This window comes from uncultured Methanobrevibacter sp. (assembly GCF_900314615.1).
In the GTDB taxonomy this organism is placed as follows: domain Archaea; phylum Methanobacteriota; class Methanobacteria; order Methanobacteriales; family Methanobacteriaceae; genus Methanocatella.
This window is the reverse complement of record NZ_OMWA01000011.1, coordinates 65460-86236: the sequence shown is the minus strand read 5'-3', so window position 1 is coordinate 86236 and position 20777 is coordinate 65460. Positions and strand designations below refer to the sequence as shown.

24 protein-coding genes and 1 pseudogene are annotated in these 20777 nt (G+C 35.5%); 7 read left to right on the top strand and 18 right to left on the bottom strand.

Annotation, left to right across the window (positions count from 1 at the left end; translation table 11 throughout):
* Nucleotides 1–75: 75 nt before the first annotated feature.
* The 3 genes from QZN33_RS04980 to QZN33_RS04970 all read right to left on the bottom strand — a co-directional run bounded on the left by QZN33_RS04980 (nt 76) and on the right by QZN33_RS04970 (nt 1467).
* Entirely contained in the window at nt 76–423 is a 348-nt protein-coding gene (locus QZN33_RS04980) for a HEPN domain-containing protein (protein ID WP_296789852.1), read from the bottom strand.
* A gap of 11 nt (nt 424–434) precedes the next feature.
* Nucleotides 435–740, bottom strand: coding sequence for a nucleotidyltransferase domain-containing protein (locus QZN33_RS04975; RefSeq protein WP_296789851.1), 306 nt, complete (start codon nt 738–740; stop codon nt 435–437).
* Between the two features lie 127 nt (nt 741–867).
* Nucleotides 868–1467 (bottom strand): hypothetical protein, encoded by a 600-nt coding sequence (locus QZN33_RS04970; protein WP_296789850.1) that lies wholly within the window; start codon nt 1465–1467, stop codon nt 868–870.
* A gap of 581 nt (nt 1468–2048) precedes the next feature.
* Here QZN33_RS04970 and QZN33_RS04965 point away from each other — a divergent pair.
* Nucleotides 2049–2642 (top strand): Hsp20/alpha crystallin family protein, encoded by a 594-nt coding sequence (locus tag QZN33_RS04965; RefSeq protein WP_296789849.1) that lies wholly within the window; start codon nt 2049–2051, stop codon nt 2640–2642.
* A 63-nt stretch (nt 2643–2705) separates the two neighbouring features.
* On the opposite strand, the gene QZN33_RS04960 is transcribed toward QZN33_RS04965, so the two are convergent.
* Nucleotides 2706–3716: an SIS domain-containing protein gene (locus QZN33_RS04960; RefSeq protein WP_296789848.1), complete on the bottom strand. Its 1011-nt coding sequence runs from the start codon at nt 3714–3716 to the stop codon at nt 2706–2708.
* Nucleotides 3717–3807: 91 nt separating this feature from the next.
* On the opposite strand from QZN33_RS04960, the gene QZN33_RS04955 reads away from it, so the two are divergent.
* The gene (locus QZN33_RS04955; protein ID WP_296789847.1) at nt 3808–4434 is read left to right on the top strand and encodes a DUF447 domain-containing protein; all 627 of its coding nucleotides are present in this window, start codon (nt 3808–3810) and stop codon (nt 4432–4434) included.
* Here the strand turns inward: QZN33_RS04955 and ade are convergent.
* Both ade and QZN33_RS04945 read right to left on the bottom strand, forming a co-directional pair.
* Nucleotides 4431–6146 carry an adenine deaminase gene (gene ade / locus QZN33_RS04950; RefSeq protein WP_296789846.1) on the bottom strand — a complete coding sequence of 572 codons (1716 nt, stop codon included), beginning with the start codon at nt 6144–6146 and terminating at the stop codon, nt 4431–4433. The two genes, QZN33_RS04955 and ade, sit on opposite strands and share 4 nt — an antisense overlap.
* 2 nt (nt 6147–6148) lie before the next feature.
* On the bottom strand, nt 6149–7369 hold the full coding sequence (locus tag QZN33_RS04945) for a TIGR00300 family protein (protein WP_296789845.1): 1221 nt from the start codon (nt 7367–7369) through the stop codon (nt 6149–6151).
* 116 nt (nt 7370–7485) lie between these two features.
* Here QZN33_RS04945 and QZN33_RS04940 point away from each other — a divergent pair, with 116 nt between their 5' ends.
* Nucleotides 7486–7650 (top strand): hypothetical protein, encoded by a 165-nt coding sequence (locus QZN33_RS04940; protein ID WP_296789844.1) that lies wholly within the window; start codon nt 7486–7488, stop codon nt 7648–7650.
* A gap of 22 nt (nt 7651–7672) precedes the next feature.
* Here the strand turns inward: QZN33_RS04940 and QZN33_RS11720 are convergent.
* The 9 genes and pseudogenes from QZN33_RS11720 to QZN33_RS04890 all read right to left on the bottom strand — a co-directional run bounded on the left by QZN33_RS11720 (nt 7673) and on the right by QZN33_RS04890 (nt 14109).
* Nucleotides 7673–8332, bottom strand: a pseudogene (locus QZN33_RS11720) (MATE family efflux transporter).
* A gap of 45 nt (nt 8333–8377) precedes the next feature.
* The gene (locus QZN33_RS04925) at nt 8378–9325 is read right to left on the bottom strand and encodes a zinc ribbon domain-containing protein (protein ID WP_296789842.1); all 948 of its coding nucleotides are present in this window, start codon (nt 9323–9325) and stop codon (nt 8378–8380) included.
* An 8-nt stretch (nt 9326–9333) separates the two neighbouring features.
* The gene (locus tag QZN33_RS04920) at nt 9334–10065 is read right to left on the bottom strand and encodes a hypothetical protein (protein WP_296789841.1); all 732 of its coding nucleotides are present in this window, start codon (nt 10063–10065) and stop codon (nt 9334–9336) included.
* A gap of 7 nt (nt 10066–10072) precedes the next feature.
* A complete protein-coding gene (locus QZN33_RS04915; RefSeq protein WP_296789840.1) occupies nt 10073–10609 on the bottom strand; it encodes a hypothetical protein in 537 nt (178 codons plus the stop codon).
* A 10-nt stretch (nt 10610–10619) separates the two neighbouring features.
* Nucleotides 10620–11249, bottom strand: coding sequence for a zinc ribbon domain-containing protein (locus QZN33_RS04910; protein WP_296789839.1), 630 nt, complete (start codon nt 11247–11249; stop codon nt 10620–10622).
* Between the two features lie 12 nt (nt 11250–11261).
* Nucleotides 11262–12077 carry a zinc-ribbon domain-containing protein gene (locus QZN33_RS04905; RefSeq protein ID WP_296789838.1) on the bottom strand — a complete coding sequence of 272 codons (816 nt, stop codon included), beginning with the start codon at nt 12075–12077 and terminating at the stop codon, nt 11262–11264.
* 9 nt (nt 12078–12086) lie between these two features.
* Nucleotides 12087–13049, bottom strand: coding sequence for a zinc-ribbon domain-containing protein (locus QZN33_RS04900; protein ID WP_296789837.1), 963 nt, complete (start codon nt 13047–13049; stop codon nt 12087–12089).
* 8 nt (nt 13050–13057) lie between these two features.
* A complete protein-coding gene (locus QZN33_RS04895; RefSeq protein WP_296789836.1) occupies nt 13058–13603 on the bottom strand; it encodes a hypothetical protein in 546 nt (181 codons plus the stop codon).
* Between the two features lie 8 nt (nt 13604–13611).
* The gene (locus tag QZN33_RS04890; RefSeq protein ID WP_296789835.1) at nt 13612–14109 is read right to left on the bottom strand and encodes a hypothetical protein; all 498 of its coding nucleotides are present in this window, start codon (nt 14107–14109) and stop codon (nt 13612–13614) included.
* 117 nt (nt 14110–14226) lie between these two features.
* Here QZN33_RS04890 and QZN33_RS04885 point away from each other — a divergent pair, with 117 nt between their 5' ends.
* A complete protein-coding gene (locus QZN33_RS04885; protein WP_296789834.1) occupies nt 14227–14505 on the top strand; it encodes a winged helix-turn-helix domain-containing protein in 279 nt (92 codons plus the stop codon).
* 377 nt (nt 14506–14882) lie between these two features.
* Here the strand turns inward: QZN33_RS04885 and speB are convergent, their stop codons facing one another.
* The 3 genes from speB to QZN33_RS04870 all read right to left on the bottom strand — a co-directional run bounded on the left by speB (nt 14883) and on the right by QZN33_RS04870 (nt 16914).
* On the bottom strand, nt 14883–15749 hold the full coding sequence (gene speB, locus QZN33_RS04880) for an agmatinase (protein ID WP_296789833.1): 867 nt from the start codon (nt 15747–15749) through the stop codon (nt 14883–14885).
* 39 nt (nt 15750–15788) lie between these two features.
* The gene (locus QZN33_RS04875) at nt 15789–16187 is read right to left on the bottom strand and encodes a translation initiation factor IF-5A (RefSeq protein ID WP_296789832.1); all 399 of its coding nucleotides are present in this window, start codon (nt 16185–16187) and stop codon (nt 15789–15791) included.
* A 172-nt stretch (nt 16188–16359) separates the two neighbouring features.
* Nucleotides 16360–16914: a flavodoxin family protein gene (locus QZN33_RS04870; protein ID WP_296789831.1), complete on the bottom strand. Its 555-nt coding sequence runs from the start codon at nt 16912–16914 to the stop codon at nt 16360–16362.
* A gap of 92 nt (nt 16915–17006) precedes the next feature.
* Between QZN33_RS04870 and QZN33_RS04865 the strand changes: the two genes are divergently transcribed.
* Genes QZN33_RS04865 through cfbE form a run of 3 tightly spaced genes read left to right on the top strand, consistent with a single transcriptional unit; the run spans nt 17007 to nt 20766 of the window.
* The gene (locus tag QZN33_RS04865; RefSeq protein ID WP_296789830.1) at nt 17007–17468 is read left to right on the top strand and encodes a pyruvoyl-dependent arginine decarboxylase; all 462 of its coding nucleotides are present in this window, start codon (nt 17007–17009) and stop codon (nt 17466–17468) included.
* A gap of 24 nt (nt 17469–17492) precedes the next feature.
* Entirely contained in the window at nt 17493–19352 is a 1860-nt protein-coding gene (locus QZN33_RS04860) for a bifunctional NADP phosphatase/NAD kinase (RefSeq protein ID WP_296789829.1), read from the top strand.
* A complete protein-coding gene (gene cfbE / locus QZN33_RS04855) occupies nt 19345–20766 on the top strand; it encodes a coenzyme F430 synthase (protein ID WP_296789828.1) in 1422 nt (473 codons plus the stop codon). Before QZN33_RS04860 ends, cfbE begins: the two co-directional genes overlap by 8 nt.
* Nucleotides 20767–20777 lie beyond the last annotated feature (11 nt).

Below are 20777 nucleotides of genomic sequence, written 5' to 3'. Positions count from 1 at the left end.
AGATAATCTCATATAAATTGCTAATACCTCTAAACAGAATATTGCCTAAAAATTAGAAAAATAGTAAAAAAATAATTATAAAAATTTATAGGCTTCTTTGATGAATTCTTCAGCCTTATTAATACAATCTTGAGCAATATATTCATCAATATCATCAACTGCATCATAATCAGCAGTTTCTCTTAAAGATTGTGTGCTTGACAGATATTTAGAAATCTTCTTATCAAAAGAGTCTTTTAAAACATACTCCTGCCCAAATAATGAAATAACGCCCGCATGAGTTTTAGGTTTAAATCCTTTTTTAATCAGCAATGATTTAGCAACATTAAACATACAATAATAACATGCACTAACACTAGTGGAAAACTGCTCAACATCACACAATATCTTAGCAGAGATTAATTTATCGTTTGCTTTTTTCATACTCTTCTATTTCAGACAAGCACCTTTCCCTCCGCTAAAACATTTGATAAAAAAGAATAATCCTTTGAGACATTGAATCTTTCAGTATCCATTATATGAACAGAAATTAATTCCTGTTTTTCAAGAACAATCTCCCCAATGACATCTTCAATATTTTCCCAGATTTCATTGCGATAATCAGAAACAATTAAAATATCAATATCAGAATCTTTTCCATCATCACCACGAGCAACAGAACCAAACAATATAATTCTAACTATCTTATCAGAATTAATAGCATTTGCAAACTCGTAAGCAATTTTAACGCGATTATTCATCTTAATCACCAAAGAATTTCTAATTAATTATATTATCCTCATCAATAATAAATATTTTTGAAGTGCGACTTTATGAAAAAACACGTAAAAAATTTAAAGATTTTGTTAAAGATAAACACAAAAAATATTATTTTTGATTCATATCCCTAATTTTTCTTGCAAAAATTATTGCTAAAATAATAGCAATAGTCCAGGGAATAGCTTTTCTTATAACTGATTCAAAAGACAAATCAATATTAACCGCAGAGGGTCCGAATATCAGTGTAATTAAGAAAAATATTAGGATTAATAAAATCAAAAGCATTATAGAGCCATTCTTTCTTCTAACTTCAAATGGCAGAATTTCATTGAATTTATCCGGAACGACAAATAGAATTTGAAAAATTAGAGTTATAAAACCCAAAGTTATCGCTAGGCTTAAGTTACTTAATTTAAATGCATTAAAATAACCGTAAATCCCTACAGCCAAACTTAAAAGCCCGTACCATGTCGGAATATAACCTAAAATAATTTCTTCACCTTCAATTGAGCTTTCATCATTGAAAACATCATTTCTGAAGTATAATGCTAAAGCAGGAACAATGAAAGCCAAGGAGATAATAATCCCCAAATTCAATTGGTTTAAAAAATAACCAAGTACAATTAATGTAATAATTATTCCCGGAACAGAAAATGCCATCAATTTGGCTAAAAATTCATAAGTATCGCCAAATCTAATATCAGACATGATTTTATAGTTTTTTTCCAAACGCTCATAGGCCAAAATATAATAAAACCACGGACTAAACAAAATGCAATATAATATCCATATTACAATAGAAAAAAAGTCATTTAAGTTGATAGCAGTTAATATGGCCAGTAACAGGAGAGGAACAGTGTAAATTAATACCGAACATGTTCTCTCCCCCATTGATAACGATTTTATGTCTAATGGAAAGATTATTTTTAATATTCCCGAATCAAGCATATCCAATCTTATGTAACTTATTTTTAATATATTTATCGCCCCGTATTGATCCACATCTACACAGTTTAACACTACCCCATTATTTAAATAGTTATTGCAAAATTTCATCCGATTAAGCAAACTAATTAAAAATAATTATAATCAAATTTCAACAGTTCAACAAAGAGCATTTACAACAGCAATTAAATAATTTAGGAATTCAAAAAAATAAAGCACCGCAACAACATAAAATAAAATATGAATAGAATAAGTTTTTAGTAACTTTAAGTAAATTTAATCGATAAGTTTATATACTAACAAAAGGTAAATAAAACATAATTAATATTCAAGGATGTGAAATTATGGTTGATTCCGAAACAATCGAAACTAAAATTTCCGATAAAAAAGAAGAATTTGATGAAAAAGTAGAAGAAGCTAAAGACATTTTCGAAGAGAAAAAAGAAGAAAGGAAAGAAAGATACGAAGAAAGAAAAGAACAGAGCAAAAACATTGCTGACAATATGATTAACGATTTAGGCAAAACCATTGATGAAATCAAAGACAGCCTCAGAAACATGCAAAAAAGTGCAGATCAAAAATATCAGGACTACAAAAAAACAACCGTTCAAACTTTAGACATTGATTTAGTAGAAACTGACGACGCTTACCACATCAGAGCTTCTGTTCCAGGCGTTGCTAAAAAAGATGTTTTAATCGAAGCTGGCGACAACGACATCACTATCGAAACCACCTTTACTCCTTACATTGAAGAATTCGATGAAGAAGATGAAGCTGAAGTTATCGTATCCGCTGTAAAATCCGGAAGATGTGTTAAAACCGTCAGATTTGAAAACAGCATTGACATTGAAAACATCAAAGCAAAATATTCAAAAGGTATAGTTAAAATCACTTTACCAAAATTAATTATCCCAAAACATAAAGTTAATGTAGAATAATTATTCTACATTTTATCTCTTTTTTTTAAAAATTAAAAATAGTAATGTAGTTAAACTACATTTTTAGTATCTTACTTTACCGATGTGTCTTGTTGCACCAGGGTCTTCATCGTTGAAGTGTGCAAGATAATATACAAACCATTCAAGAGGAATTACCATAATGAATGGAGATAAGAGTTTATCCACATCAGCATAGTCTTTCAAATCAAAGATTATTGTTTTTGCTTCAAGATTTTCACAAAAATCAATAGCTTTTTGAGTTATTTCATCTGATTCAAAATCAGATCTTAAAATAATTACAGGGACATCTTTTTCTGCCCTTTCAATAAGACCGTGTCTGAATTCTGCAGCATATTCCGGACAGGCATGCTTGATAGCTCCTTCCATAAGCATGGTCATTGCCAGCTTATATGCAAGACCAAAGTTCGGACCGCTTCCAAGACAGTAGAAAATATCTTCACCTGCATACTTTTCAGCCAATTCTTTGTTTTCGTCTTCAGTTAAAAGCAAGAGTTTTTCCAACATTTTAGGCATGTCAAGCAGTTCTGCTATCAGTTCAGTTTTGTTTTCATAGTCAGATGCCTTGAACAGAATATAATAAAGGCTTGCCAATTGAGTAATATAGGTTTTGGTACCTAAGATAGCAGTTTCTGTTTCACACCTGGTTGCAATTGGAGTTTTAGCTTCTTTTATCATTGAACTTTCAGGTTCGTTTGAAATAGAAACAGTGTGTAAACCGTACTCATTAGCTTTTCTTAAGGCTGCTAAAGTATCTGCAGTTTCACCGGATTGAGAAGTAAATATAGCGATAGAGTTCTCATTTTTAACTAATTTTTTGTTATATTGAAATTCATAACCAGCATATACTTCAATATCAATATTGGTACTGGACATTCTGATTGCGTCACGTACGCTGTAGCAGGTGGAAATTGAACTTCCGCAACCTACAAGATATACTTTATCAGCATCACAGACCATTTGTGAGACTTCATCCATTACAGGAAGCTCACTTTCAAAAGTTTTCTGAAGTGATTCTGGCTGTTCCATCATCTCATCATACATTTTATATTTCATAGCTTAAACTCCTTTAAAATTAAATATTATAATTAATATATTGTAAATTAACATATAAAAAGGTTTTTTTAAAAAAAAATTAATGATAGTTATGAAAATTGATTTATCCCTTATCGGAATGGAAAAAGGTAGGCAATATGAAACTATTATAACCACTAAAAATGCCCAAAATGTATATAATGCAGCACCAATTGGAGTTATATGTTCCGGACCCGACAGAACAGTCAGTCGGATATTCAAAGGAAGCCACACTCTTGAAAATATCATCAATACAAAGGAGTTTGTAGTAAACATCACACATGAGCCTGAAATCTTTACTTTATCAACTCTTGGAAATCTTTCGAGAGATTACTTTAACGATGATTTGTCCCTCAAATGTGCTGAAGCATATTTCAGGTGCGAAGTTATCTCACTAACTGAAGCGGTAAAGCAGAGCGATCCTGTTAAAAAGAAAGATGAAGCAATCGTCATTAAATCTGAAGTTACAGACATGACCATCATTAAAAACACAAAAGCCCTTAACCGTGGATTCAGCTATGTCGTTGAATCACTGGCCAATCTGACACGTTTCGATATGGTTGATGACGACCAGAAGGAAATCTATTTGAGTCAGTTTAAAGAGGCTTATAGAGTCGTTAGAAAAGTAGGTACAAAAGATGATTTGAAAGCCATGGGCGAAATAAAAAAAGAATTGAAAAGCAAAGGTTATGACCTTTAGCTTCTTATTACATCTATAAATTCAAAGTTATCCCCGTCAAATAGTCCTTCATCGGATATTTTAAGGGATGGAATAACCAGAAGGGCCATGAACGCCATTGTCATGAACGGTGAGTCAAGCTTGCATCCTAAAGCTGATGCCATCCTGTGGAGGACATCCAGTTTTTTAGCAACGTCAAAGGCGTCCTCGTTGCTCATAAGTCCTGCTATTGGAAGGGACAGTGAATCTGAAAAGTCTTCGCTTACAACTGCAAGACCTCCCCTGTTTTCAATTACTGTATTTACCGCTTCAGCCATCATTTCAGATGAGTATCCCACAACAATAATGTTATGTGAATCGTGTGCAACTGATGATGCGATAGCTCCTTTTTTAAGGCCGAATCCTTTTATGAATGCATTTGTTATGGTATTTCCGCCGTAACGTTCCACAACTGATATTTTCAGGACATCTTCATAGATATCCGGCTGTACAATGCCGTCTTTGGTTTTAAGGGTTGCAGTGGATTTTTTGGTTAAAAGTTCGCCGTTATAGCATTTTATAACATTTACTTCGCATTCATCTCCGTCAAAGTAAACGTCAAAGTCACTTGCGCATTTTTTATCGGCATTTATTGAATTTGATACAACAACATCCTCCACATCAAATAGTACATTTTCACCGTCAAAAACACATTCTCCACCAATATAGGTCTCTTTGATGTTGAAATCCTGGAGATTATCCACAATTACAAAATCAGCTTTTGCACCGGTTACTATTGAACCCGCTTCAAGTGAATAGTGGGAAGCAGGATTGATTGTTACCATTTCAATAGCTTTGATAATATCGATTCCGAGTTCTGATGCCTTTTTAACGGAAAGGTTGAGATGACCATTGATTAAATCGTTAGGATGTTTGTCATCACTTACTATGAAATCGAATATGGGAGAGTGAATTCTTCTTGAGAGAACTTCAGTCGGTATGATGCCGAAACTTTCCTGATTTTTCAGATGGTCGATACGTGCTGAGAAATCCAAAAGAGCTTCCATATTTTTAGCAGATGAACCGTCACGTACCATAATTTTCATACCTTTCTGCTTTTTCTCAATAGCTTCTTTGAAATTACTGCATTCGTGGTCAGTTATGATATATTGTTCTATGTATTTATCCAAATCCTGACCGGAAACAAGTGGGGCGTGACCGTCAATAGGCTTGCGGTACTGTCTTGCCAGTTCAAGTTTCCTTAAAACTTCCCCGTCACCATTTATAACGCCAGGGAAATTCATCATTTCTCCTAAAGCCACAACTTCATCCTTTTGAAGAAGATATTCTATTTCATCGGAGTTTAAAACTGCACCTGATGTTTCAAAACCTGTTGCAGGTACGCATGAAGGAGCTGTGAAATAGAAATTGAATGGAACGGTTTTTGCATTTTCAATCATGAACTCGATTCCTTCAATTCCGCAGACATTAGCTATTTCGTGAGGATCGCAGATTACTGATGTTGTTCCGTGGCGAACAGCTATCCTTGCAAACTGTGCGGGAGTTATCATTGAACTTTCAATGTGAATATGTGAGTCAATGAATCCCGGAAGCAGAAGACCGTCCACATCGATTTTAGTCTCTTCAGTTACCTGAATAGGTATAATCTGTTTAAATATTCCGTCTTCGATGGTTATCCTTGCCGGATAAACTGAATCTGTTAGCACATCCAATATATAAGCTGTAAATTTCATTTTTAATCTTCCTGCAAAGCGTTGTATAACAATGGCAAGAATGTTCCGATATCAGTTACGATTCCTACAACCTGTGCGCTTCCCCTGTCTGAGAGTTTTGTAACTGTGGAAGGATTGATGTCTACACAGATACTTTTAACTCTTGAAGGAAGGAGATTTCCCATTGCAATTGAGTGAAGCATTGTAGAAATCATCAGTACCATGTCAACTTCCTGAGCATACTTTCTCATAAGCTTTTGTGCTTCAGCAGTATCGGTAATGACATCTGGAAGAGGTCCGTCATCACGGATGGAACCTGCAAGAACATAAGGAACATTGTTTTTGACACATTCATACATGATACCGCCGGTCAGTGTGCCGTCTTCAACCGCCTGGTGAATGGAACCTGAATTGTTGATTCTGTTAATGGCCCTCATGTGGTGAGTGTGGCCGTGGCCGACGATTTTTCCGGTTTCCACTTCAATACCCAGAGAAGTTCCAAATAGATTTGATTCAATGTCGTGAGTAGCCAAAGCGTTTCCTGCAAGGATTACGTCAATATAGCCCTGTTTTACAAGAGCTGCAAGATATTTTCCAGAACCGGTGTGTACAATTGCAGGTCCGCCCACAATACCTATTTTTCCGCCTTTGGCCTTGATTTCCTTCATTTCTTTTGCAATACCATTGATTAAATTCATTAAAGGCTTTTCAGAGGACACTTCACTGTTCATGAACTCGAATACCTGCTGTTCATCCCTTGAACGGTGAGGAGGTGTTACTCTGACACCGTCAAGACCTACAACAATCTTGTCTCCAGCCTTAACATCAGCTATTGGCTTTACGTAAGCTCTTGGAACATCTTCATCAACTACTACAAGACAGTCCATTTCAATGTCTTCAACAAGCATCCAGTTTCCTTTATAGAATACGTGAGTAGTGTGGTTTGAAGATGAATAAAAACCTTCAGGAGCAACTTTATCTTTGGTTGATGAAACCAGATTTACTTCTTTGATTTCATCGATTGAAGCCCCGAGTACAGACAGTTCATCCAGAATGGAATTCAATAGCTCGGGTGAATCTGCAGAAACTTCAATTTTAGCTTTACTGTAATCTGATTTCTTTCTTCCAACATCTATTTCCAATATATCAAAGTCTCCACCTTTATCCATAATTATTGCCATTGTTTTGGTTAAAATCAATGAATCAATAATATGGCCTGAAAGTTCTATAGTTCTTTTATTCATAACATTATGCTCCTTTTGTTAATATTATAATTATGGTTTTTGTGATATTTAATGATATTGAAAAATCATTTTATTCGGCAGGGACACAGGAATTATTTTCGATTTGATTATCGATTTTGAATCGCAGTACAAAAAACATCAAAACACTCTGGATTGCTTCACTTAAGAGAACCGAAAATACCACTCCAAAACCTCCCAAATTAAAAACTTCAGAAAATATAAACATTAAAACAATCGGGACAGCCAACTTAAGAATCTCCAAGAAAATAGACTTGTCATAGTTAAAATGTTTTAAGTCAATTTTTATGAAAGTATCATTTTTATATAAAATAAGTATAAGAATAATGCAAAAGAAACAAAATAACCTGTGATTGTAGCAAAACCTGCACCAAACATTCCCATATCGAGGTTAAAAATAAAAAAGGGATCCAAAATGATGTTAACTATATTTCCAACTATAATTATTGCAGTAACACGTTTGGTATCGCCTTCACCACCCAGTACTGCAGCAAAATAATTGGCCAGCATCAAAAAGACAATGAAACTTATTGGCAAAAAGAGATAGGCTGATATAATGCTGGAATATACAGCAATACCCACCATTTCACAAATGAGTTCAATGAAAGGAACTGACAAAGGCGGTGTGATAATTCCAATAATCAATATTAGTATTATTCCCTGAACCGCAATATTATTCGCTCTGTCTTAATGCTTTGCACCCAATTCATTGGAAATAAGAACATTGACAGAACGACCTATACCGTCACCAATCTTATTGGATGCATAAATCACATTTGCAATATATCCCAGTCCAACAAGAGCTGAAAATCCAATCCCGCTAATCCGATAAGTATCAGTAATACTGTAGACTGTTTCCAATACCAGAAGAATTATTATAGGAATCCCTAATGAAATAGTTGATTTTACAGGATTGGACTGAATTTTTTCGAAATTGTTAATCATTAATAGTATATTGTTAAAAATATACTATATAATTAATGATAATATTTATCTTTTGTTTTTGTTCCATGCTTTAATTGATTTGGAAAATCCAAAAACGGATGTGTTTTCAATTGATGAATCCTTGACTTTCTGTTTGTAGAATGCCTCTTCATCAAATGTGCCTTTCTGTTTTTCAGCGTTTATTTCTGCAAAAATTTCATTAGCCATGTCCTGATAGAATTTGACAGCTTCATCATAAGGCATGTCCTTTGTCGGAGTATAGATATGGGATGCAGCCATACTTATTACGCTTCCCGAATTGGTCATCTGATTTCTTTCAACAAGCAAAATAGTTTTTACAAAATCATCATTAATTGAATTCAATACTTCAACAAATACCGGTTCATTGTCCGCATAATATTTTATCATCTTCTCATCAAACTCAGAGAAATGATTATATCTAATTGAAGCGGACTTATCCATTATAACATCCATGGATTTGCTTTTTTTCATAACTTTTGAAAATTTTCCGGAAATTTTGTCATCAACATCAATCAGTTTATCCAAAGATGATTTTGACTCAACAGACGAATCTGACCACCCGCAATATGGGCAGAATTTGGCATTTTCATTTAATGATTTTCCGCAGTTAGGGCAAAGATTAGAGGGTGCTTCACCACCGATTTTTGTACCGCATTTTGGGCAGAAACTGCTGTTTCCCACTTCTTCACCACAGCTTGGACAAACTGGAGAGGATTCTTCTCCAATCTTTGTACCGCAGTTAGGACAGAAATTACTTTCACCAGCATCAGTACCACAGTTGGGACAAATTGAACTGGGATTGTCCTGAACTATTTTTGTACCGCAGTTAGGACAGAAATTACTTTCACCGGCATCCATACCACAGTTCGGACAAATTGAGGAATATTCTTCTATAACTTCTATTTTGGTTCCGCAGTTAGGACAAAATTTGCTTTCACCGGCATCCATACCACAGTTAGGACAGTTAACCATATTTTCACCTACATATCATCATCTAAGAAGTCATCGAATACATCATCATCGATATCGTCTTCATAGTAGTCTATATCACCGTCACCGTCTTCATCGATGCCATATTCGTCGATTTCACCGTCTTCATCATAGTCAAATCCATAAGTGTCAAAGTTTCCATCACCGTCAGTGTCTGCAGCATAAGTATCTGCATAACCGTCACCGTCAGTGTCTGCTGCTGCGATGTCAATGTTTCCATCACCGTCAGTGTCCTGACCTACAAAATCAACATAACCGTCACCATTGGTATCTGCTGCATAGGTATCATAATAACCGTCACCGTCAGTATCAGCCGCTTCAAAATCAGCATATCCGTCACCGTCAGTATCATAAATACCATAGTCAACGTTTCCGTCACCATCGGTATCATATTCTACTGCATCGTAATACCCGTCACCGTTGGTGTCATATGCATATGAATCAAATTCACCGTCTCCTGTTGTGTCCGCAGCTGCAAAATCAGCATATCCGTCACCATCAGTGTCGGCTTCAACGTAATCGACTACACCGTCACCATCAGTATCTACGCCCACTGCATCCACATAACCGTCACCATCAGTATCGACCATGATAGTATCTGTATATCCGTCACCGTCAGTATCACTTTCAATAGTGTCATAGTTACCGTCACCATCTTGATCTGACACTATACTTTCCTTGTAACCGTCACCGTCTAAATCAACATATTCTTCATCTGCCATAATATCACTACTTCCTTATTAATTCTTCATATCTGAAATCCAAAAGATATGGATCAAAATCCACCAAAGTTGAAACCTGAGGCAGGCCATTTTTGTCATAATCTATTGTGAAATATTGACGAGGTTTCTTTTTCTGTTTTTGAGGATTTCCCTGAACGGCCCTTTTTGCCTTTCTGGTTGATTTTTTTAATTTTTCCTCATGTTTTTCCTCATCAAAAGTCAGACTGTCATCAGCCAGTATTGTTCCTATATTTGCAGCCATCATTACAGGAATTCCAACACCGGTTGCCATTCCTGCAGCAGTCAGACCATACATTCCCAATCTTTTAAGATTCTTGTTTCTCTTTTTGATACGATTATATTCAATTTTCTGTTCAGGAGTTAAGCTTTCGTAATATTCCTTCTCCTTCTGGTTTTTTTCATCTTCCTTTTCTGCCTGATCGTCAATTGCATCAAAGACTACCTGAAGCTGTTCAATATTTTGGATTTTTTCGTTTTCCAAAGCTTTGTCTTTAATATTCTTCATGTTGTTAAAAAAACCCATATCAAACACCTTAATTTAATTTGGTACCACATGACTCACAGAATACATAACCTTCCTGAACATCAGCTCCGCAGCTTGGACATACTTTTTTATCGTCTTTTTTAGGCTGTTCTTTTGGAGTTTCATCATTTTTTGAAGCGGACAGATTTCCTGCGGCTTCTGATGATTTTTCCTTCATGTCGCTGAAGAGATTTGTAGCACTTGCAACATAATCTGTCTGATGCTCTTTTGGAGGCAGTTCAACCTTATTGGATGATTTTTTTGATGAATCTTTATCTTTAGGTTTTTCCTCTTTTACAACATTAGCATTGTTTTTATTCTGTTCAGCTTCAAGTTCATCTGTAAGTTCTTTTATCACTTCACCGTAGTCCTTGTGAAGGTCCTGCTGTATTTTAAGCTGGTCTTCAAGTTCTTTTTTCAATTTTTTAACTACATTTTTGTGCTGATTGACAGTTTTGTTCATGTCCATAAGGAGAGTTTTATGCTTTTTTATATCCTCCCTTAAGATATGATTCTGCTTTGACAGCTCATCGTTCATCTTTTGCTGCTGGTCGAACTTTGCATCAAGATGTGTAAGCAAATCATCCTGTTTGTCAATGATTTTTTCCAGACGTTCGACATAATCATTATCTTTTTCCATTTAATTACCTCCCTAATTTAATAAATTCAACAACCATTTAAGGTGTTTTTGTGAAAATTCCTGAATATTCTGTTTGAAATACATATTCCCAATAAATGCGAATACTATTCCCAATATAATTAAAAAGAGAATTTGGCCTCCGAATAACCATTCATATGCAGCTGCAGCATAAATTCCCAGCCAAAACTGTATAATCGGATTTTCAAGAAGGCCTAAAATAAGACCGGTGAATAATCCCATCACAATTGCATTTGCATCGTCTTTTATCAGTCCTGCGAAAAAGACTGTGCTTATTATTACTGCAAGGATAAATGAAAGCCTTGATAATCCTATTACAACCCCAATTGAAGCTAAAATCAGGGCAAATATTACTGCAAAAATTGTCGGCTTTAAAAGAATGTTGAAATCCAACCTGTCAAGAAAACTTTGATTTATCTGAGGATTTGCAGGAACAGGATTTTGATTCTTTATTCCTGTTTGAACATTGCTTCCGCATTCAGGACAGAATATTGACCCTTCTTCAAGAGGAGCTCCACAGTTTGTGCATGCATTTTGATTTTTTTGATTGCTTTCTACTTTTGTTCCGCAATTTGGACAGAATGCAACACCATCAGGAATTTCAGCACCGCAGGATTTGCAGACAGATGCATCCTCAACTTTTTTTCCGCATTTAGGACAGAATGTTGCATTTGCATTCAGCTCTGCACCGCAACCGCTGCATTTTATAGTATCCTTGATATCTGAAGAGCCAAGCAGTTTATTTCCACAGTTATGGCAAAATTCAGAAGTCTCCTTGTTTTCAACACCACATCTACTGCATTTAACCATCCATAACACCTAATTAAACAGCAAATCTTTTTTAAGCTGGTCAAATTCTTCCTGAGTGATTGCTCCGCTTTCAAGGAGTTCCTGAAATTCCCTGATTTGCTGAGCTTTGCTTGGTTCTTGAGACTGATTTTCAACAATGACCTTTTGAGGCTGACCTCTTAAGGATTCGAATAAATCAATTAAGTTCTGGCCGAACTGATAGCTTGGAAGTCTTATTTCATAGAATGTATTGTCAACGAGTTTTATGAGCAATCTGTCGAACATGTCTGCACTGTCATTGTTTGCAATCATGTCCTTGAATCTTGTTGCCTTAAGAGACTGGATATCATTCTGAATTACTCTTTTGATGTCATGAGCTGAAGTAGGTGCCCTTTTGGTAATGTCTTCATATCTGCTTTCATCACCTAAACCTAATGTAACTCTCATTGAAACAATCTTGTCAAAATAGAAGTTGTTTATACCTGCATTGACTTTTTCCCAGTCCCTGTTGTCGATTTCCATGAAAACGAACTTGTCCTCTTTAATCATGAAAAATCCGTCAATTATTGTTTCGTTTCCAAATATTTTTGAAACATTCAAAAATGGAATTCCTGCTGAGTCAAATAAGTATCTGTCTGTAAAAAGGGCATTTATAGTCTTATGTTTTGATGTGCCCTGTTCCAGCTTATTGAATCTTCTCACACTTGTTAAAAAGTAGTCTTCACCTTTAATTCCGAATTCCTCAGCAAGCTTATCATACCTGTCAAGGATTTCATCACGCCTTGCAGTCCACTCCTGCTGGCTGAATGACATTGTTTTTTCATTATTCAACCTGTATCCGCATCCGACGCAGAAGTTTGTGTTTTTATTATTTTGAGTTCCGCATTTAGGACAGATTCCGGAATCTGCTTCTGCTTTTTCAACTTTTTCTCCGCAATTAAAGCAAAAATCTGAACCTGTAACTTCAGATCCGCATTTGCTGCATCTAACCATTAAATCACCTACTGCTGATTGATTGTTTTTCTAATCTTATTTCCCCATGTATTTTCTTCAATTTCATTTACAGTATTCTGCAAATTGCTTGACATGTCTGAAAGAGATGAATTCAAAGCATTGATTTTGTTTTCAAGAATATCAATTTCAAGCTTCATGAATCCTTTTTCAATATCTGAATATATGTCTGAATTTTCTTCTGTAATCACATCAACAGCGTCCCCGTCAGTCAGCATGTCCATTAACCTTAAAAATACATGTTCCTGGTGTTGCTTTTCGTATTCCTTGATATCAGCAACGGAATAAATCTTGTCAAGCAACATTTTAATGATATTTATGAAATCTTCCCTGTCATGATGATCATTGACATTGTTTGGAAGAATATCAGTTTTAAGCAAAAAGACTGAATCAATTTTATTGTCATCTTTTAAAACAAGAGAATAACCTTTATTTTCAATGTAAACCAATGAAATGGATTGCTTATCATGAATTTCAACTTCAACTTTTGAAAATTCTTTCGGGATTGATAAAAAGTCTAAATTACGCACTAACATTTTCCCACCTAATTTAAAAATTCAATGGTGTTTGCATACCTTTTAACATCATCAAGGTTTTTGCCACCAACAAAAACAGCTTCACTGCCATCTTCATTTGATTTTCCCACCAAATATGGAGGCATTTTTTTCATATCAATATCATTGGTCAGGACAACCAGATTGCCATCATTTGAAGCCCTTTGATATAGATAAGATGTTGTAAGTCCATTGAGAGCATGCTGCCATGCATTTGACTCCCCTTCAGCCAAAAGAGAGTTATTATAATAATAGACCACTATATCTCCCTCTTCTATATCACAGCCTGCATTAACTTCCCAATATTCGGCTTCAGAACCTAATCCTCCGTTTGGAAGACAATATGATATATCACGATACTGTTTTCCCACCGGAACATTCATGGTGAAATGTCCGTCAAAATCCTGAGCAAAGAGGTTCACAGGAAATACAAACACAATCAAAGCAATGGCAAGAATTATAATTGCGACTAAAATCTTTTTGTTCATAGCAAAACACCACAATTCGGTAATAATAAATATATTACACACAACATATAAGTATTGCTATTAGCATGCTAATAGCGTATAGATATCTACTAAAAAGTTTAAATCAAACTTAAAAACATGAATAAAAAGGACGATATGAGCATAATATCTCTACTTGCAAGGTCCAAAAAAAGAATCAAAGTGCTCAAATCACTTGAACGTGAAGATAAGATACCATCAAGAATAAGCAAAGACATTGATGACAACAGCAACCACGTTTCAAAATATCTAAAAACCCTCAAGGATGTTGAACTTGTAGAATGCCTTAACGAGGAAGATAAACGTTACAGATTCTACAGCATTACCGAGAAAGGTAAATATTACTTGGACAAAGTAGAAAAAGATTATAATGATTAATTTTAAAAAAAAGTACTTGTTTTAGTCTACCCTGCAGAGAATAATCTAAGCCCAGAATAGATTATTCCCTCTCAGGAAAAAATGGCGACAAAATATTTAATTAAAATCACTATGATTTTATATTTCTTAATTATAATTGTAAAGAAGTTATATATAAAAGTAACTGATTTAAACTTTGTTTTACCTAAAAAAAGTAGTTATATTTAGTTATGCCTAAATTTAAAAACAAATAACTATTTGAATGTTATTTTAGACAATTACCAATTCCAAAACAATTTCAAGCACATCAATAATCGTTCGCAAATTATCTAATAAATCGACAAACATAGAACAATTTTTTTATAAAATAAGAAGTGAATACGAATTTAAAAAAAAGATTATTCAATCAGTGTTAAAAAGTCATAAATGATTTTAGCCGCCACAACTGCAGTATTGTCTCCCAACTTATCTGTAGCAGTTTCAACGACATCCAAACCAACAATATTTTTGTGGCATAATGTTTCAAGAATCTTTTCAAGATGGAATACTTCCAGTCCGCCGGGAGTCGGGTTTCCAACGCTTGGCGCAATGGCAGGATCAATTACATCCATATCTATTGATATATAAATAGGTCCGTCAATGTTTACCAGATAATACTCAATTGCATCCATATGCTTATGGACATCTCTGTTTCTGAATGTCTGGATGTCATATGTTGATTTTACGAATTCCTCTTCCTTCTTGGAAGATGATCTAATTCCAATTTGTACAAGATTTGCTCCCATTTCATGAGCTCTTCTCATTACGGTTGCATGAGAGTACTTTTCACCTACAAAATCAAATGCCAGGTCCCTGTGAGCATCAAGATGTATTACAGTAAGCTTTTCATATCTGTCAGTCAAAGCCTTGATTGCTCCGATTGATGCAGAATGTTCTCCGCCGATTATTATAGGTTTTAGATTCAAATCAAGTAGTTCATTGACTGTGTCTTCAACGATGTTGCATGTTTTCTGGCAGTTTCCAGGAACAACGTTAACATCACCGAAATCATAAAAATCAGTATCCAAATCCTTGTTAAAAACAGTATTAAATTTTTCAAAACCAAATGAAGCTTCACGTACAACAATTGGCCCTAAACGTGCACCGGAGTGATAAGAAGTAGTGCTGTCAAATGGAACTCCGATTAATCCAAATGAATTTTCCTTTATATCCTCAATTTCTTGAGAGAATGCAAATTTCCACGGTTCGTAAGTATTTAAAAGCATAATTAATCTCTAAAGGAAAATAAATAAGAGAAAAGGAATCTAGTTAGATCCTCTAGTTCTCATTATTTTCATGTTTCCTAAAGCGACAATGTATTCAACTTCAATACCTTCAACGATAGAGTCTTTTAAGTCTTCAGGCATTGGTAAGTCAATGGTGTCGTAGTTTTCCATATCCATTAACTGAACAGTGTCACCTTGGATTGAAATAACTTGTCCTAATCTTTTGTCGATAATAGGAGTATCTACTTTGTTATCTACAGGTTTTACGAGGCTTCTTTTTTGGTTGTCAAAGATACCTACAGCTTCGATTCTAGCTTTTGCAGCTCCGTGTTTACCTGGGGATGAAGTAGTGTAACTGATAATTTTACAAGCTTCTCCGCCTAATACAATGTATTTTCCAACTTTTAATGTTTTAATTTCTACAACTTTTGTTGACATTCATTTTCCTCCATAATTAAAAACCGGTTTTTAATCTTATAATAAGCATTATTATTAGATTAATATAAACTATATTTCCTATTTTATATAAAGTATTCGTTTATTTCAGCGGTTTTTAGAAATTGAAAAATTTTTAAAAATAAAAAAAGGAAAAGTGAAAAAGAATTTTTCACTATAATAATTTTTCACCAAGTTCGCTAGCCTGTTTGAGCTGTTCAGCTTTGTCTTTTATTGAACCCGGAACATTGTTGTCATTGAGTGCAAGGATATCGCCCGGCTGGAATCCTAAAACCTGAAATGCTGCCATCTGAGTGTTGAGGGAACTTTCAAATGCTTCTAAAGGTGCAGCTCCATGAGTTGCAATGATGGATACTTTTTTGGAAGAGAAAAGTTCCTGATAGGTTTCATCCATGAAATAGGAATACAACCTGTCAATTACAGCTTTTGCCTGTGCGTTTACGTCACAGAAGTATATTGGGCTTGCAAGAATAATTCCGTCAGCCTCTTCGATTTTTTCGTATATATCAACCATATCGTCGTTTAAAGCGCACTGGGATTCGTGTTCTTTGCAGTAGTTGTCACCCTGACATGGGGAGATTACCATTGCGTTAACATCAACAATTTCACATTCGACATCTTTTGCTTCAAGTGCCTTCAGGGCAGTCTCCAAAGCAATTCTTACGTTACTTTCTTTTCTTGGACTTGTATTAATTCCTAATACTTTCATTACAATCACCAAAATATATACTATTTATAAAATTAAGCATTTAAATAGTTAATCTAAATATTTTTAACCTAATTGAACTAAATATAATTATTATGAAAATAGCTATTGTTAATGGAAAAGATGAAGGCCCAACAAAATTGAACGCTTTTGACAATGCATTAAGCGATGCCGGAATTGGAGATGTAAATCTCATCAAAGTTTCCAGCATGCTTGCAGGCAATGCCCAAATTGTGGATTTGCCTGAATTGAAACCAGGAAGCATGGTGAACTGCGTTCTTTCATGTGTTACTTCAGATAATCCCGGCGATGAAATAACCGCAGTAACAGCCATAGCAATTGGAGAGCGACTAGGATGCGTTGTTGAAACATCAGGAATCAACAAAGACCCTGATGAGCTTGTTGATGAAGCTGAATTTATGGCAAGATACATGATGGAAAAACGTGACGTTGAAATCAAAAAACTGATCATCAATCCCTCAACAACCACAGTTAAAGAAATCGCATCAGTCGTATCAAGCGTAGTCTACATTACAGATGAAATTATTCAAAAATAACTATTAACAAAAAACGGTGAAAACATGGATGCTAAGGACAAAAAAATTGCAACAGACCTTGCATATGAAATCATTAAGGAAGTAAGCCGAGCAACAAGGCCCTACTTTGGAAAACCTGAAGCGGGTGAAAAGGTAAAGATAGGTGCTGACGGAACACCAACTTCCTTAATTGATGTTATATCAGAAGAAAAAGTTGTGCATATACTAAAGGAAGCACCAGTTTATTCTTATATAGTCAGTGAGGAAATCGGTGAGCTGAAATTAGGTAAAGGAACAAAAAGAAGCGTTTCCCTTACTCAGGAGCTTAGACGTACTGACATTCCAGAAGATGAAAAACCTAAATTCATCTTTCTGGTTGATCCTATTGACGGAACAAGCAATGCAATCAAGGAAATTCCGGCATTTGCAATTTCACTTGCCGTTGCAAGCGTACCGGACGGAAGAGTTGCAACATTGAATGACGTCGAACTTGCTTTTATAAGCAACCTTGCAAACGGTAACTTCTTTGAAGCCGAAAAGGGAAAAGGATGCTGGCTCAATAATAAAAGGGTTCATCCAAGCGATGAAGTCAGAATAAGCAACATGACCCTTGGAGGTTTTACCAAAAGCGGAACATCACAGGCATCAAAACTTGTTGATAATGCAAGAAGAATGAGAGTGCTTGGAAGCGTAGTTCTGGAACTTTCATATGTTGCAAGCGGAAGATATGACGCATTCATTGACCTTAGGGGAAGCCGAATAATTGACATTGCCGCTGCCAAACTTATTCTTGAAGAAGCCGGCGGAATAATCACCGATAAGTATGGTGAAAACTTGAACAACACATTGAGCATCTATGAAAAGACAATTGTCGTTGCAGCAAACACCACAATACTTCACAAGCAGATGATTGATATTTTAAATGACAATCAGACTGACGTAATCGGTAAAATCGGAATTGTGGGAAGAATCGACCAGGACAAGGCCGTGCTTTTTGCAGCAAAGCTCGTTGACTATCTTCTAACCAACGGACGTGAAGTGATTATTGAAAAAAGTGTTTCAAGAAAGATTATCGAACTTGTTGAAAGTCCAAGGTTATCTGAAGTCATTGAAAATGCCAAAAAGGCGTATCCTGAAATTGCAGACGAGTTTTCAAACATCAACTTCAAAATCAACTATGATACCCTTTCAAGAAACATCTATGACTTTGAATGCGATATGGCAATCATTCTTGGAGGAGACGGAACACTGCTCCGTGCACAGGCCAAAATGAAACCTACAATACCAATATTCGGTATAAACATGGGAACTGTCGGATTTTTAACAGACACAGAAGTTAAAGACACATTCACCGCCCTTGATGAAATCCTTAAAGGAGAATATTACCGTGAGAAAAGAACACGGCTTGTAGTCTCCCACGAAAACAACCACTACTCAGCAATCAATGAAGTGGTTATAATGACCAATCAGACCGCCAAGATGCTCCAATTCGAGATTAAGGTAGACGGAGAAATCATTGATGAGGTCAGAGCTGACGGACTTATCATTTCAACTCCGAGCGGTTCTACAGCATATGCGATGTCTGCCGGAGGCCCTATTCTTGATCCTAAAGTCGGAGGATTCATTATCATTCCAATCTGTCCTTACAAGCTTGGAGCAAGACCGTTTATCGTATCTGACAACAGTGAAATTACAGTAAAACTGCTTAAAAAGGGAAAAACAGCAGTATTTGTTATGGATGGTCAGCGAAACGAGGAAGCTGAATACGAAGAGGAAATCAAATTCAAGAAATCCGACAAGCCTGCATACTTCATCAGAACATCATCCAAATACTTCTACAAGAAAGTTAAAGACAAACTGAACGCTGGAGGCATCAATAACTCCAACGGGTGCGCAAATGAATAATCTTGTAATTGATCTCACTCACGGAGGAGTAAAAATATCCGTAAGCCTTAAAAAGAAGGGTGAAAATGTTTATGCCTATGACATTTACGGAACTTTAAAAAGTGCCGACATGCAGATGCTTGAAGCCTACGGTGTCGAACTGCTTGAGGATTTATCTGATTTGGCCGGTTTTGAAGATGATTTGAAGATAATTTATCCGGTTCACCTTCCTTTAACCCGAGATGAAATTTCAAAAAACAATCCGAATTTAAATTATACCTTTTTAACACATCATGAAGCCGTATGTGAAATTCTTGAGGGCTGGGGCGATGATATCCCTGTTGTTGAAGTTACAGGCGTTAAAGGAAAGACCAGCTCTGTTTTTATGCTTAAAGAAATCATGATCAGTGAAAATCCGCTGATTTTATCAAGCCTCGGCGCCATTTTATATGAAAACGGCAAGGAGATTATACTTAAGAAAAACATTTCAATCACCCCTGCAAACATAAAAGAGACAGTTGATCTTGCATATAAGATTGCAAATCCTGTATGTGAAATCGCTGAAGGTCATGTTGAAAGTGAAAACCTCAGAAAATACTCATCAGCAATATTTGAATCATCACTTGGAGTAAGCGGTGTTGGAGATGTGGGGCTTTTAACCAATATCTCTGAAAACTACTCAATAGCTAAGAAAAAATCAACAGCAAGTCAGGCCAAAAGGCAGGTTTTCAGATGCCCTAATGTAGTGTGTGAAAAGGAAGCTTATGATAAGTACTACAGTGATGTTTCACATCCCCACATCAGCACGTTTTCACTTACCGACAAAAGTGCAAATCTCTATGTCGAAAAGGTTGATTTTTCACTTGACAGAACTGAAATCCGGATAAAATACCGTGAAATAACCACAATTTCAGGCCAAAATTTATCAGGTGCTTTAACGGTTAAAACATTTGCACCAGGACCTCATCACGTTTCAAACGTATTGGGAGTTGTACTGACCGCATTAGTTTTGGAAATTGATGAAAAACAAATTGCTGAAGGATTAAGAAATTATAATGGAATTACTGGAAGAACCAATAAAAGAAGTAATGGAGAATTTATTATAATTGAAGAGATTAATCCAGGCATAAATACCGAAGCCATAAAGCAGTCTATAAACATGATTAGGAATTTGGACTCCTATTACATTGCAGTTGGCGGTGACTATGGAATTACATGTGAAGAAATTGATGAGTTAAAAGTTAGCGAATACCTGGACAGTCTGAACTGTGATATTATACTTACAGGAGACGTCGGTTCTTCAATAGCTTCACTGATGAAGCGCGACGTTAAAGTCATGGCCGATTACACTAATATTTTTGATATGGCAAAACGGGACGGTAAAAATCTTCTGTTTATCTACCGCTCCAATTACAGCAAAGTTTCACAGAGATAAATTACAACTAT

Bases quoted from the DNA above. Each gene is read 5' to 3' on its own strand.
- QZN33_RS04980 (WP_296789852.1), bottom strand. From the start codon at position 423: ATGAAAAAAGCAAACGATAAATTAATCTCTGCTAAGATATTGTGTGAT.
- QZN33_RS04975 (WP_296789851.1), bottom strand. From the start codon at position 740: ATGAATAATCGCGTTAAAATTGCTTACGAGTTTGCAAATGCTATTAAT.
- QZN33_RS04970 (WP_296789850.1), bottom strand. From the start codon at position 1,467: ATGTCTGATATTAGATTTGGCGATACTTATGAATTTTTAGCCAAATTG.
- QZN33_RS04965 (WP_296789849.1), top strand. From the start codon at position 2,049: ATGGTTGATTCCGAAACAATCGAAACTAAAATTTCCGATAAAAAAGAA.
- QZN33_RS04960 (WP_296789848.1), bottom strand. From the start codon at position 3,716: ATGAAATATAAAATGTATGATGAGATGATGGAACAGCCAGAATCACTT.
- QZN33_RS04955 (WP_296789847.1), top strand. From the start codon at position 3,808: ATGAAAATTGATTTATCCCTTATCGGAATGGAAAAAGGTAGGCAATAT.
- ade (WP_296789846.1), bottom strand. From the start codon at position 6,146: ATGAAATTTACAGCTTATATATTGGATGTGCTAACAGATTCAGTTTAT.
- QZN33_RS04945 (WP_296789845.1), bottom strand. From the start codon at position 7,369: ATGAATAAAAGAACTATAGAACTTTCAGGCCATATTATTGATTCATTG.
- QZN33_RS04925 (WP_296789842.1), bottom strand. From the start codon at position 9,325: ATGGTTAACTGTCCTAACTGTGGTATGGATGCCGGTGAAAGCAAATTT.
- QZN33_RS04920 (WP_296789841.1), bottom strand. From the start codon at position 10,065: ATGGCAGATGAAGAATATGTTGATTTAGACGGTGACGGTTACAAGGAA.
- QZN33_RS04915 (WP_296789840.1), bottom strand. From the start codon at position 10,609: ATGGGTTTTTTTAACAACATGAAGAATATTAAAGACAAAGCTTTGGAA.
- QZN33_RS04910 (WP_296789839.1), bottom strand. From the start codon at position 11,249: ATGGAAAAAGATAATGATTATGTCGAACGTCTGGAAAAAATCATTGAC.
- QZN33_RS04905 (WP_296789838.1), bottom strand. From the start codon at position 12,077: ATGGTTAAATGCAGTAGATGTGGTGTTGAAAACAAGGAGACTTCTGAA.
- QZN33_RS04900 (WP_296789837.1), bottom strand. From the start codon at position 13,049: ATGGTTAGATGCAGCAAATGCGGATCTGAAGTTACAGGTTCAGATTTT.
- QZN33_RS04895 (WP_296789836.1), bottom strand. From the start codon at position 13,603: ATGTTAGTGCGTAATTTAGACTTTTTATCAATCCCGAAAGAATTTTCA.
- QZN33_RS04890 (WP_296789835.1), bottom strand. From the start codon at position 14,109: ATGAACAAAAAGATTTTAGTCGCAATTATAATTCTTGCCATTGCTTTG.
- QZN33_RS04885 (WP_296789834.1), top strand. From the start codon at position 14,227: ATGAATAAAAAGGACGATATGAGCATAATATCTCTACTTGCAAGGTCC.
- speB (WP_296789833.1), bottom strand. From the start codon at position 15,749: ATGCTTTTAAATACTTACGAACCGTGGAAATTTGCATTCTCTCAAGAA.
- QZN33_RS04875 (WP_296789832.1), bottom strand. From the start codon at position 16,187: ATGTCAACAAAAGTTGTAGAAATTAAAACATTAAAAGTTGGAAAATAC.
- QZN33_RS04870 (WP_296789831.1), bottom strand. From the start codon at position 16,914: ATGAAAGTATTAGGAATTAATACAAGTCCAAGAAAAGAAAGTAACGTA.
- QZN33_RS04865 (WP_296789830.1), top strand. From the start codon at position 17,007: ATGAAAATAGCTATTGTTAATGGAAAAGATGAAGGCCCAACAAAATTG.
- QZN33_RS04860 (WP_296789829.1), top strand. From the start codon at position 17,493: ATGGATGCTAAGGACAAAAAAATTGCAACAGACCTTGCATATGAAATC.
- cfbE (WP_296789828.1), top strand. From the start codon at position 19,345: ATGAATAATCTTGTAATTGATCTCACTCACGGAGGAGTAAAAATATCC.